A 13,283-nucleotide genomic window follows, 5' to 3' on the forward strand; every position below is an offset into this window, starting at 1 on the left:
ATTTGGAGAAATCGATTTTGTTAAGTCACTCCTGCAAAGTTTATTAGATGTCTAAAAAGTTAACATAAAGCGAATTTAGATATCAATAAACCACTACATTTATGAGTTCTCATATAAACTTTTTAAAAGTTTTGAACTTTTGGGTTAACATCTATTTTATATTATAAAGTTACTTGTTATAGTGACTCAATATACCAAGGTAATATTGAACACCTACTTTTAATATTTTTTCGTCAAAGTTGAAAGTTGGTGTATGTAATCCTGAAACATAGTTTTTCTCTTCGTTTCTTAAACCTAAAAAGCTATAGTTTATAGGAGAAAGTCTACTGAAGAATGAAAAATCTTCCCCATATAGATAAGCTTCCTCCAACTCAATATAATCGATACTTTCTTTTTCTATGACTTCTCTAATTACTTGATAAGGAACTTCATCATTGATTACCGCAGGATATCCTTCAGCAAAATCAACTCGAATGCTTGCACCAGTAAGATGCTCAAGTCCTACACGCGTATTTTCAATCGCAGTTTTAATCGTCATTAAATCTTCCATACTGTATGTTCTAATCGTTCCCTCCAGATATGCATTCTCAGCAACGACATTCATCGCATCCCCACCGTACATTTTACCAATATGAATAATATTGGTATTACGAGCTTTTGTATGTAACGCATTAAGTTTTAGCATCTCTTGAAAAAACATTGTTGCCACATTAAGAGCATCAATTCCAGTATTTTTCAAACCAACATGCGCTGCACGACCTTTAATATATATTCTATATTCATTAGCACTAGCCATAATTTCTTTTGGTTTAGAAATAATATGACCTTCAGGATAATCTGGATTCATATGCAGGGCATAACTTGCTAAAATGTTATACGGTGAAAAATCGAAATCATTAATTAATAAATTTCCACCGCCGAAAGTTTCTTCAGCCGGTTGAAATACAAAAATACTATTCACCTTCGTATCATTATTTTTGTAATAATCAGCCGCTTCAATAACACTTCCTAAAAGCATAGTAGTATGTCCATCATGGCCACATGCATGCATTACCCCATCATTTTTTGATTTAAAATAAACATCATTTTCCTCTGAAATAGGAAGTGCGTCAATATCAGCTCTAAATAATATCGTATCTTTAGTATCTACACTTGCCTTGAAGATTACCACTAACCCTGTCTCAAGAGTTTCTTGATATTCTATACCATATTCTTTTAAGATACTAGCGATAAATTCTTTAGTTTTATGCTCTTCCAAAGATAACTCTGGATTTTGGTGCAGGTGCCTACGCCATGATGTTAAATTCTCTTCAATAATTACTTTCATCTTCTCTTCCTACTTTATTATAAGTTTCTCAATTCTGCAATAATGTCTACTTTTTCTTCTGCAACTTCACTACGTGTTTTAATTACTCGTGCAGGTACTCCCGCCACAACATCACCACTAGCTACATCTTTTGTTACTACACTTCCAGCTGCAACAACAGCATTGTCTCCAATTTGAACACCTTCTAAAACTACCGCATTAGCCCCGATAAGAACATTGTTACCTACACGTACTGGTGTAGCATTAGCTGGTTCAATAACTCCTGATAACACAGAGCCAGCGCCAACGTGAGAGTTCTCACCAACTTCTGCTCGTCCACCTAAAATAGCATTCATATCAATCATCGTGTTTTTACCGATTTTAGCCCCAATATTAATAACAGCACCCATCATGATAACCGCGTTATCTCCAATACTAACGTGTTCACGAATTGAACACCCTGGCTCGATACGAGCGTTAAACTGAGTTAAATCAATCATCGGTACACCACTATTACGGCGGTCATTTTCTACGCGATGATTTACTACCACAGCTTTGTTAGCTTCATAAAATTCCACCCAATCAGCGAAATCTGCAAAAATAATTTTTGAATTTCCTTCTCCATAAACCTCTAAAGTCTCTGGAAATTCTACATCAGCATTAAAATTAACGTAGACTTTTACCGGTGTTTTCTTTTCAGATGTTGCTATAAATTTAATAATCTCTTCTGTTGATTTCATTTCTTTCTCCTATTATCTATATGATTTTTTTCTATTTTATATCTAATTTTTACATATGTCAAACTAACTTTATTATAGTATTTTTTTAGGGAGTGACTCAAAAATCGCGATTTCGTAGAAATCGATTTTGTCGAGTCACCCCCGCACAGTTTATTAGATATCTAAAAAGCTTTTATAAAGCGAATTTAGATATCAATAAACCACTGCGTCTATGAGTTATCATATACACTTTGTTAAAATTTAGGACTTTTGGCGCAGCCCCGTGTTTATTAATATCTTTATAAACTTAGTGGAGAAAACTCAAAATATTATTTTCTCAAAATCACTTGAGTCGCTCCAAACTTTATTAGCTTACACTAATTTTATTATTCTCTTCTGACTTTATTATTTTATACCTAGCACATCTTTCATAGAATATAATCTAGGTTCTTCTACACTGTTAAGCCACTGTGCAGCTATAACAGAACCTTTTGCAAACATTTTTTTACTTAAAGCTGTATGTTTAATCTCGATTACCTCATCTTCACCAGCAAAAATCACTTCATGTTCACCTACTATAGTTCCACCACGAACCGCATGGATTCCAATTTCTTTTTCTTGACGTTTCATATCTCCGTGACGACCATAGACTCTATTGTAATCTTCTACGTCTTTAACCGCATCAACTAACATTTTTGCAGTTCCACTAGGAGCATCTACTTTTTTATTGTGATGTTTTTCAATAACTTCAATATCATATCCTAGTAACAATTCGCTAGCTTTTTTTACTAATTCTACTAAGACATTTACTCCAAGGCTATAATTTCCTGCGTAAACTACCCCTACTTGTGTAGCTAGGTCATCGATTAATTCTAATTCTTCTGTAGTATGACCAGTTGTCGCAATTACGACTTTTGTTGATGTACGTTTAGCATACTCCACTAGTTCACCAGTACCCGCATGATGAGAAAAATCAATAATTACATCAGCAATCTTCTCTAAACCTTCATATGAAGTATAAGTAGGAAACTTTTCCTCTAATAATTCACGTCCTACACCTGCAACAATTTCTAAATCAGTACTATCTTGAATATAATTTTTTAGAACTTGCCCCATAGTTCCATTATAACCACTTAATAAAACTCTCATTTTTACTCTCCTTGTAATGAATTAAGTCTTGCAATTTCTTGCTCTAATCTTGTCGCTAATGTTGGTGCAACATGTGTCATTGGTAGACGGTAGTGACAAGCTGCTTTTCCGATTAATTCTACACATTTTTTAACTGGCATTGGATTTGGCTCAGCGAATAACATGTGGATAAAGTCTAAATATTTAAGTTGAAGTCCGAAAGCTTTATCCACTTGTCTTTCTAAGGCGTATTTACACATTAAATGTGTTGCTTTTGGATAAACGTTAGCTAAAACAGAAATCGTTCCTTTACCTCCAGCTAAAATAATCGGTACATTGATGTCATCATTTCCTGAGTAAATATCAATGTTATCCCCTACTAAGTTTCGAACTGCTAAAGTATGAGCAATATCACCTACAGCATCTTTGTACGCTACGATATTTTTGTGTTGAGATAAGTGTAAAATAGTCTCAGGCGCCATAACTTGCCCAGTTCTTCCTGGTACATTATAAAGTACAATTGGTAAATCGACACTATTAGCGATTGCTTCGAAGTGCTCGATTAAACCTTGTTGGCTAGTTTTGATGTAGTAAGGAGTTACTACTAACAATGCATCCGGTCCTAATTTTTCAATCTCTTTACTTAATCTAATTGAGTGAGCTGTATCGTTAACTCCGCTACCTGCGATAACTGGTACACGTCCTGCAACTCTATCAATCGCGAATTTAATAACCGCTACTTGCTCATCATCAGGCATAGTTGAACTCTCACCTGTAGTTCCCGCTACGATAATCGCATCTGTACCTTCACTAATTTGGAATTCGATTAACTCTCCAAATGTTTTATAATCCACACTTCCATCCTCGAAAAATGGTGTTACTATTGCTACTCCGCTTCCTGTATAAATTGTCATAATCTTGTTCTCCTTGTATCTATGTTATTTTTGTATATTTTTAATAATGCTTTTTATTATTGTTTTAAAATTAAATATCTTGTCTAATTAAATCTTCTAAAGTTTCACCTTTCACTACTAGGCGACTAGTTCCATCTTTTACAAATACTACCGGTAATTTCGGTAATCTATTGTAATTACTACTCATACTGTAGTTATATGCCCCTGTCGATGATACTAATAGTAAATCACCTTGCTCAGCTTTAGGTAATTTTGCATCCATTACTAACATGTCTCCAGACTCACAACACTTACCAGCAACTGTATAAGTTGTATCTGCTTCTTCATTCATCTTGTTGGCTAACATAGCCTCATATTTTGCTTTATATAATGCATAGCGGGGGTTATCTGCCATACCACCATCAACAAACACATATTCACGACCTGCAAAAGTCTTCTTAACTCCACCAACACTGTATAATGTGCTACCAGCGTTACATGTTAAACTTCTACCGGGTTCAATAACTACCTTAGTTAAGTCTAATCCGAAATTATCACTCTCACGTTCAACTACTTCGATATACTCTCTTAAAAATTCAGCAAGTTCAAAAGGTCTATCCTCTTCAGTGTAATAAACCCCGAAACCTCCTCCTAGGTTAAGAACACTTATAGTTAAACCTAATCTTTCTTGAACTTTTTTCGTAAATTCCATTACTACTTTTACAGCTTCGAAAAATGAAGTTTTTTCAAAAATTTGTGATCCAATATGTGAATGGAATCCCACAAAATTAAGATTACTTTGGTTATTAATATCTGCGATTAAATCATAAATTGTTTCATCATATACTGAATAACCAAATTTCGAATCATCTTTTGCAGTTTTGATATATTCATGAGTATGAGCATCGATACCTGTATTAATTCTTAATAATACATCTACAGTATTTCCACTCTCTCTTACAATTTCATTAATCATTTCATATTCATAGTCATTATCTACAACGATAGTTCCTACACCAACTTCTAAAGCATATTGTAGTTCCTCACGAGTTTTATTATTTCCGTGGAAATAAGCTCGTCTCATATCATATCCAGCTTTATATGCTGTATGAATTTCACCAAGTGAAACCACATCTACACCTAAGCCTTCTCTACTCGCAATTCTTAATACCTCTAAACAACTAAAAGCTTTCGATGCGTAAAGAACTTCTGTATTGAACCTCGAACTTTTGAAATTATTAATAAAAGTTCTACATTGGTTCACTAACATATTCTCATCATAAACATAAAGTGGTGTTCCGTATTGAGCTTTTAACTCACTAACCCCAACACCAGAAATATTTAGTTCACCATTTTCCACCGTCATGCCATCAAATAATCTCATTACTTTCTCCTTCAAATAAGTTATAAAAAATAGACTACAAGAACAAAAGGTCCTTGTAGTCTAGCTTATAATTCTATCCTATTCCTCTTGCCCTTATTATAAAAAGCTCACCATGAAGAAAATGGGCATTTTCTAATGACAGTGCTATGCCTATTCGACATAACCCCAGTGAAATAAATCACTTCGGCGATGCTACCTTTTAAATTAGTCATCGCGGCCTCTTTTTATAATACTTACTCTATTTACGTTATAAAAATAATATCACGTTTAAAAATTATTGTCAATAGTTTTCAGAAAATTTTTATAATATCTTATTTTTAGATCATGTATATACACAATTAAAAATAGTTGTTATTCTCCTTTAAAACAACTATAATATACACATATTAAAAGAAGACACCTTACTACACTGCTTCTTATACAAAAAAATAAAGGAAGATAAAATATGATTGACTTTACAAAAAATGACGACTTAAATAAAATTATCAGTGATAATGACATAACGATTATTCAATACGGAACAGCTACTTGTATGCCATGTCACTCAATAAAAAACAGAATTACTATGTGGCTAGAAGATCATAAAGATATCACGGCATACTACATTTCATTAGAAGAAAATATGGAAATTGCCGCTCAACGAGGCATTCTTTCTGCACCAACTGTAGAAGTATATATCGAAGGAAGATTATCTATTCAAAAAAGTGGCTACTTCAGTCTAGATGAAATTCTAGAAAAAGTAAGTAGAATAAGTGAACAAATGAAATAGCAACATAAAAAAGAGATGTCGATCCCCCTCCAAAAAATAACAACGGGGGAGGAGGATAGACATCTCTTATTACTTTCATTATATTATAAAAATCTATAAAATTCAATGTAAAATATTATAAGGATATAGTAAAATTATTACTTATTAATTCCCAAAGTAAATTCCAGTTCAAATAAAAAACTGGAATTTAACCTGAAACTAATTTTTAAATGGAAAGGAATGACTCCAAAATCGTGATTTAGGAGTCACAAGATTTTGTCGAGTCACTACCGTAGCGGTTTATGAGTTTTTATATGATTTTTTAGAATTCTGAGGGCTTGAACCACTTTTTATCTTCTATTTACATAATCTTAAAAATGCAATTTTAATTCTAAATATTATAGGAATATCTTTTCTTACAAGATTTATAGTGTTATAATAAAAGTAGGCTACTTGCCCGGAAGGGAGGTGTTTATATGGTTGATATATTCATCCAAATCCTTGTTGGGCTATTTGTAGGAGTTATTCTCCTATTTATACCTAAATGATAAAAACAACAGGAAGAAGTAGCTCTATTTAGGTACGACGTGCATGTATCACTTCATGTATGAATATATATTAGCCTACTAAAGTGAGTACGCTAATACATATAAAAAAGCAACTGAAACTCCACTTCAGTTGCTTTTCGTGTTTATATGTGAATATATTCATCCAATTCACTTAATTACATTCTAACATATCTATTTTATTCTTGTCAATAAATTTGAAGGAAAGGATATAGTAGAATTATTACATTAATTCCCAAAGTAAATTCCAGTTAAAGTAAACATACTGAAATTTAATTTGAAACTAGTTTTTATCTGGAAATTAACCTTTTATAATTAACCGAATTTGACTAAGAATAGAATTCTGTCTAACTTTTTGAGTACAGTACCCTTTTACTACTTTATCTTATTATACTTACTCCACAACAAACCTACTCGCTAATTTATATACTTGTTTGATTTCCCTAGTTTCTAAATTCCAAGTTTTTAATTCTTCACTTATAAGTTCTGGAAATTTTCTACTTATATCCCTTAATGCGTTTCCTACTGATTTTCTTACATATTCACTAGTATCTTCTTTTAATGAGGCTATTCTTTTTATTGCTTCTTGTGGATTTTCTTTGAAATATGGTCTACTGGTCCATATCCTTAATCCTTCTGTAACAGCTCTTCTCGTATTCGGATTATCAGACCTTAGCCACTCATCAATTACAGAGATTGAATTTTCATAACCTTTATTTTTACAATATTCATCGAATGCTTTCGCAAGTACCTCTTGCACTCTCCAATTATCATCTTTAGATACTTCATCTCTCATAAAAGTTAGGATATCACTATCATCTGATAAATAACCGAAAAGAAACACACCGTACATTCTAACTTGATATACTTTTGATTCGTATGATAAGAAAGCCAACTTCTTAATATAAGCTCTATCGTTATTTTTATAATCAGCCAAGGCTCTCTTCTCTTCTTCCTTAAATCCGCTCTTTATTAAAGAAAATTCTTGTTCTAGGCTTTTAATATATTCGTTCAACTACTGTCACCACCTTATTATCATAAAAAAAGCATATAGAATGCTAGACATTCTATATGCTTAAGGATGATTTGCTAAAATTAGTTGTTAGCTTTTAAGAAATCAACAGTTTTTTGGATTACTAACTCACCACGTAAGTCTTCAACACTAATACGTTGTTTGATTCCTTCTTCAGTCATGTTGTACATAGTAGCAAGTTCTTTAACTTCTGCATCGATGTCCGCTTCTGTTACTTCAACTTTTTCTACTTCAGCGATTTCACCTAGTACAAATGAAGTTTTGATTTTGTTTTCAGCGTCTGATTTCATTTCTGCTTTAAGATCAGCTTCACCTTTTCCAGTGAATTGCTCATATAAGTCGAATGATAATCCTTGACGAGATAAGTTTCCAGTGAATTGTTCGAACATAGAGTTAACTTCTTGTTCTACTAATTTTTCTGGTACAGAAACTTTTGCGTTTTCTACAGCTGTAGAAATTACTTTATCAGAGTAAGATTTTTCTGCTAAGTTTTCTTTTTCTAATTTGATTTCTTCTTTTAATTTTTCTTTGTATTCAGCTACAGTTGAAGCTGCTTCTTTAGAAAATTCTTTAACGAATTCATCAGTTAACTCTGGTAAAACTTTTTCTTTTACATCGTGAACTGTAACTTCGAATCTAGCCGCTTTACCTGCAAGGTCAGCTACTTGGTAGTTTTCTGGGAATGTTACGTTAACTTCTGTGTCAACTGGTGCAACTTTTCCTTCTAATTGTTCTTCGAATCCAGGGATGAATGAACCTGAACCTAATTCTAATTCGTAACCTTTAGCTTCTCCACCTTCAAATGCTTCGTCTCCGATGAATCCTTTAAAGTCGATAACTACGATATCACCTTTTTTAGATTCTCCTTCTTTGATTTGCCATTCAGCTTGACGGCTTAATAAGCTATCTAATCTTTCTTCTACATCAGCATCAGTTACTTCTACTGAGTCTTTTTCTAATCCAAGGTTTTTATATTCACCTAATTCAACGTTTGGTTTAACAGTAACAACTGCTTCGAATTTAACACCTTCTTCTTTGCTGATTTCTTTAACATCGATATCAGGCATAGCTAATGGTGAAACTTCTAATTCATCGATAGCTTTTGTATAAGCTGCTGGTAATACGAAATCTACTGCATCTTGGAATAATGCTTCTTCACCGTACATTTTGTTGAATACGGCTCTTGGTAATTTACCTTTTCTGAATCCAGGTGCGTTAACACGTTTAACTGCACGTTTGAATGCTTGATCTAATCCTTTCGCAAATTCTTCTTTTGTTGCTGAAAAAGCGATAACTACTTTTCCATCTTCTTTATTTAAAATTTGTGACATTTATTTTTCCTCCAAAAATACTTTTAAGTATCATCAAAAATGTTAGTATAAAAAATACTAAAAACTCTTGATTAATTATATAGTAAATAGCGTAAAAAGTCAATCGTTACATACTCAAATTATTGTTTTTAAGAGTAAGTTAAATAGTTTCAAAAAATTATTTAACCCACTCTCATTTAATAATAAATTTCAAAAAAATTGTAATACTTCTATACTTTTTATCTACCGATTAGTTGTTTACTAAATTCTTTTATTAATTTATCATTTTCTCTGTAATTAGGATAGTATTTTCCTAACAATGTATAAAATCTCGGTGTGTGATTTGTTTCCAAAAAGTGAGTAAGTTCGTGAACAATAGTATGTTCCAAACACTCAACTGGATATTTTACAAGTTCATAGTTTATCCAGATTCTTTTCGCTTCGATATTACAGGTTCCCCAACGTGTTTTCATCTTTTTAATTCTAAGCTGTTCAGTATGAACATTCATAAGCTTTTCGTACTTACTAAGAAACTCCAAGCATTTATTATAAACAACCTTTCTAAGTTCCCTTGTTACTATTTGTTCTCTATCCTGATATTTATCTTTAACGTCTAGAATTAACTTATCATTAGAAATAGTTACCTTATTTTTATCTCCCAGTCTAACTTCTAAAGTTAATTCTTTCCCGAAAACATAATGTTTTTCACCTGTTACATAGTTTTTAACAGTATGACCATTCTTCAAGATATTTGTTCTTCTAAGTTTTATCTCATCTATATTTTCTTGAACAAGTTTTTTTATGATATAGTTAGGTGTTCTCGGAGGGGCACTCACTACTACATCAGCATTTTTTTCAACTTTTAAATAGATGTTTTTCATTTTTCTTCTGTATTTAATAGTGATGATTAAATCATCTACAGTTATTACTCTTTGCATGCTACCCCTCCTCTATATTTTATTATTTTAACTCACAACCTACCAATGCAGTACCGACTCTTATATGAGTCGCACCTTCTTCAATTGCAATTTTATAGTCGTTACTCATCCCCATAGATAAAAACTCACATGGTGCATATGCTAAATTCAACCCTTTTACTTCATCACGTAACTGTCTTAATCTTCTAAAGCAATTACGTAATATTTCTTCATCTTCAACAAAAGGTGCCATAGTCATAAGTCCGACAACTTTTATTTTTGAATATTCTCCCAATGCTTTAATAAAGTCAATAGCTTCTTCTGAAGTTAAACCATGTTTACTCTCCTCTCCAGAAACATTCACCTGCACGAAACATTTAATCTCTTTTTCTGCACGTTTTTCGATTTCTTTAGCTAAGCTATCTCTATCCAATGCGTGGAAATAATCAACCTCATTAATCACATCACGTACTTTTCTAGTTTGTAAACTTCCAATTAGATGCCAAGTCTTATTAGAATATTTACCCTTTCTTTCAACATAATTTTGCGAACGATTTTCAGCAAAATCAGTAATTCCAGCTTCTATTGCTTCTTCAACTCTAGTATCAGTAACATATTTAGTTACAGCTATTAATTTCACTTCATCAGAATTTCTTCCTACTTGCTTACAAGTTTCTGCTATTTCTCTTGTTATTATCTCAAAATTATCTCTAATGTTCATTTTCTCTCCTACTTATTTTCTTTAAATTCTTTCTAATTTTATTATAACATGATGCTTATTATTTTGTTATAAATTAAAAAAGTAATAAAAAAATTTCCGAAGAAACCGACTTTCTCCGGAAACTATAATTCACTTTTATATTTTTCTGAATTTCGTATTAATATTATTCTTATTCCTAGGAAGAAATATATTATACAACTAATAAATAATATACCTAAACTAAAGATTAATAGTAATATACTATACAATAAAAATAGAAATGCTACTATATTGTGATTTATTCCCTTTTTTAATATCACAAATAACAATAGTAAAAATAATAATATTAATAATGCAAAATATAACCATGCAAGTTGTCCCATCACTTGAAAGATAAAATGCATATCCTTCGTTGATACGTTGGCACTATCTTGAGTAAAGCGCGTTTGTTCACGAATCTGATCAACAATTTTAGTTCTTAAATACTCATTTCCTACATATTCTCGAAATAGGTTAATCATTCCTCCAACAAATCCGATATATACTATGTAAACTATACTAGAGATAAGTAATAATATTTTCTCTAATTTGTCAAAATGCATTAATTTCCACCTTTATCCTTGCACTTAGCGCAAGTACCATAAAATGATAAAGAGTTATCCTGAACTTCAAATGAATATTCTTTTCTCATGTATTCAATAAGTTTATTAAATATAGGATTTGATACTTTCTCTATATTATTACAGTTAGTACAAATTAAATGATGATGCAATTCATCATCTACAGATTGTCTTAAATGATATTTAGAAACACCATTGCTAAAAGAAATTTTTTCTAAGATTTTTAATTCATAGAAAATATCTAAAGTTCTATAAACTGTAGCAATACCGATATCTGGTGTTTTCTCTTTTAAAATAAAGTATAATTCCTCAGCACTAAGGTGCTGTTCATCGTTTTCTACTAAAATCTCAACGATTTTTTCCCTTTGAGGTGTTAGTTTATATGGTGATTGTTGAATTATTTTAATTATCTCATCATAAATATTCATATACTAATTTGCGCCTTTCCTATTTTTTAAGTAAGATAATGCAAGCATAGTCTTACTATCAGTTATAACATTATCATCTAAAAGTTTAAATGCTTCTTCAACTTTGTATTTTCGTAAATTAATGAATTCATCATCATCAGGATTTTGTTCTCCAGCATATTCTAAATTATCAACATAATATATAGTGATTAATTCTGAACTATAACCAAGAGCAACATGTACGTCACATAGTTTTTCTAATTTTTCTTCTTCAACCACATATCCTGTCTCTTCTTGCAATTCACGAATAGCTGCTAGTTTCTTATTGCTTTCTCCAGGCTCTAGCTTACCTGCAGGAATTTCTAAAGTTACAGCTTCGATAGCTTTTCTATACTGCTCAACCAGAATAACCTCATCATCTTTTGTCAAGGCTAATATTGCCACTGCCCCTCTATGATTTATCAGCTCACGTGTTGAAGTTTCTCCGTTTGGCAAAGTAACAGTATGTACTTCTAAATCAAGAACTTTACCTTCGAATATTTTCTCAACTTCAATAGTCTTTTCTTCTAAATCTATTTTCATAATTTCCTCCATATCTTTACAAAGTATATTCTTCTAAATCATGTGCAACCTTCACACTACATTTATCACATATCGACTCTACAGCGTCTTTTTCGATATTTCTATCATATCTTGCACTAATATGTGTTAAAAATAAATTTTCAACCTTACTATTTTCTATCATCTTCTCAACATCTAAAATGCTCAAATGATAATTTTTTTTCGCATGGTGTGCATCTTCTTTTAATAAATATGTGCACTCTGTAATAATGATATTACTATTTTTAACAAATTCATCCAATCCTTCAAAGTATCTTGTATCTGGTATAATCGAAATTTCTTTTCCAGGTTTATCTTCAGATAAAAATTCACTTGAATTATATACCTTTCCATTAAATTCGAAAGTATCTGATTCCTTTATTTCTCTATAAAAAGGCCCTGGCATAATTCCTAATTCTCTTAACTTATCTGCATCTAAGCTCCCTTTTTGTTTTTTAAATATAATTTTATATCCAAAACATTCAATATTATGAGCTAATGGATAGCTAAAAACAGTAACAGTTTTATTATCTATTATACACTGTTCACTAGAAATTTCAATATATTCCACGCTATAAGAAAGTGAACAATGTGTGAACATCATGTTCTTTTCTATAAAATCTTTAATCCCTACTGGACCATAGATAGTAACCTTTGAAGCATTCGTATCTAAAAGAAAACTTCTAGAAGATAAAAAACCAATTAACCCCAATACATGATCAGCATGAAGATGGCTAATAAAAATTTTAGTTATTTTTGTTGGTTTAATGTTTGTTTTCAAAATCTGATGTTGAGTCGCCTCTCCACAGTCAAACATCCAACACTCTTTTAGTTCTTGCATAAAATTAAATACAAAACTCTGTGTATTTCTAAATTTTGCTGGAAGCCCAGCTCCTGTTCCTAAAAATTGTACTTCCATCGTATTCCTCTACTTTAAAATTAATAATGGTGG

At 31.6% G+C, this 13,283-nt stretch carries 14 protein-coding genes and 1 riboswitch; of the genes, 1 reads left to right on the plus strand and 13 read right to left on the minus strand.

Annotated features, from left to right (window positions below):
• Positions 1 to 169: 169 nt before the first annotated feature.
• The 5 genes from RWQ74_RS00920 to lysA all read right to left on the minus strand — a co-directional run bounded on the left by RWQ74_RS00920 (position 170) and on the right by lysA (position 5,430).
• Positions 170 to 1,327, minus strand: a complete 1,158-nt coding sequence (locus tag RWQ74_RS00920) for a M20 family metallopeptidase (protein ID WP_314395941.1) — start codon at positions 1,325 to 1,327, stop codon at positions 170 to 172.
• A gap of 17 nt (positions 1,328 to 1,344) precedes the next feature.
• Positions 1,345 to 2,046 carry a 2,3,4,5-tetrahydropyridine-2,6-dicarboxylate N-acetyltransferase gene (gene dapD, locus RWQ74_RS00925; protein ID WP_314395943.1) on the minus strand — a complete coding sequence of 234 codons (702 nt, stop codon included), beginning with the start codon at positions 2,044 to 2,046 and terminating at the stop codon, positions 1,345 to 1,347.
• A 384-nt stretch (positions 2,047 to 2,430) separates the two neighbouring features.
• Positions 2,431 to 3,174 carry a 4-hydroxy-tetrahydrodipicolinate reductase gene (gene dapB, locus RWQ74_RS00930; RefSeq protein WP_314395945.1) on the minus strand — a complete coding sequence of 248 codons (744 nt, stop codon included), beginning with the start codon at positions 3,172 to 3,174 and terminating at the stop codon, positions 2,431 to 2,433.
• Positions 3,175 to 3,176: 2 nt separating this feature from the next.
• Entirely contained in the window at positions 3,177 to 4,067 is an 891-nt protein-coding gene (gene dapA, locus RWQ74_RS00935) for a 4-hydroxy-tetrahydrodipicolinate synthase (protein ID WP_314395947.1), read from the minus strand.
• Between the two features lie 70 nt (positions 4,068 to 4,137).
• Positions 4,138 to 5,430, minus strand: coding sequence for a diaminopimelate decarboxylase (lysA, locus tag RWQ74_RS00940; RefSeq protein WP_314395949.1), 1,293 nt, complete (start codon positions 5,428 to 5,430; stop codon positions 4,138 to 4,140).
• A gap of 95 nt (positions 5,431 to 5,525) precedes the next feature.
• Positions 5,526 to 5,661, minus strand: a riboswitch (Lysine riboswitch).
• Between the two features lie 214 nt (positions 5,662 to 5,875).
• Here lysA and RWQ74_RS00945 point away from each other — a divergent pair.
• Positions 5,876 to 6,199: a thioredoxin family protein gene (locus RWQ74_RS00945; RefSeq protein WP_314395951.1), complete on the plus strand. Its 324-nt coding sequence runs from the start codon at positions 5,876 to 5,878 to the stop codon at positions 6,197 to 6,199.
• 939 nt (positions 6,200 to 7,138) lie between these two features.
• On the opposite strand, the gene RWQ74_RS00950 is transcribed toward RWQ74_RS00945, so the two are convergent.
• The 8 genes from RWQ74_RS00950 to rnz form a co-directional block, all read right to left on the minus strand.
• Complete coding sequence (locus RWQ74_RS00950; protein WP_314395953.1) at positions 7,139 to 7,759, minus strand: DNA alkylation repair protein; 621 nt, start codon at positions 7,757 to 7,759, stop codon at positions 7,139 to 7,141.
• Between the two features lie 80 nt (positions 7,760 to 7,839).
• A complete protein-coding gene (gene tig, locus RWQ74_RS00955) occupies positions 7,840 to 9,108 on the minus strand; it encodes a trigger factor (protein WP_314395955.1) in 1,269 nt (422 codons plus the stop codon).
• 218 nt (positions 9,109 to 9,326) lie between these two features.
• Entirely contained in the window at positions 9,327 to 10,025 is a 699-nt protein-coding gene (locus tag RWQ74_RS00960; RefSeq protein ID WP_314395957.1) for a SprT family zinc-dependent metalloprotease, read from the minus strand.
• Between the two features lie 22 nt (positions 10,026 to 10,047).
• Positions 10,048 to 10,725, minus strand: coding sequence for a YggS family pyridoxal phosphate-dependent enzyme (locus RWQ74_RS00965; protein ID WP_314395959.1), 678 nt, complete (start codon positions 10,723 to 10,725; stop codon positions 10,048 to 10,050).
• 122 nt (positions 10,726 to 10,847) lie between these two features.
• Positions 10,848 to 11,306, minus strand: coding sequence for a hypothetical protein (locus tag RWQ74_RS00970; RefSeq protein ID WP_314395961.1), 459 nt, complete (start codon positions 11,304 to 11,306; stop codon positions 10,848 to 10,850).
• A complete protein-coding gene (locus RWQ74_RS00975) occupies positions 11,306 to 11,752 on the minus strand; it encodes a Fur family transcriptional regulator (RefSeq protein WP_314395962.1) in 447 nt (148 codons plus the stop codon). The genes RWQ74_RS00970 and RWQ74_RS00975 overlap by 1 nt, the downstream gene beginning before the upstream one ends.
• Positions 11,753 to 11,755: 3 nt before the next feature.
• A complete protein-coding gene (locus tag RWQ74_RS00980; RefSeq protein ID WP_314396070.1) occupies positions 11,756 to 12,307 on the minus strand; it encodes an NUDIX hydrolase in 552 nt (183 codons plus the stop codon).
• 22 nt (positions 12,308 to 12,329) lie between these two features.
• Complete coding sequence (gene rnz, locus RWQ74_RS00985; RefSeq protein ID WP_314395963.1) at positions 12,330 to 13,250, minus strand: ribonuclease Z; 921 nt, start codon at positions 13,248 to 13,250, stop codon at positions 12,330 to 12,332.
• Between the last annotated feature and the right edge of the window lie 33 nt (positions 13,251 to 13,283).

The sequence above is a fragment of the uncultured Gemella sp. genome, assembly GCF_963525165.1.
In the GTDB taxonomy this organism is placed as follows: Bacteria; Bacillota; Bacilli; order Staphylococcales; family Gemellaceae; genus Gemella.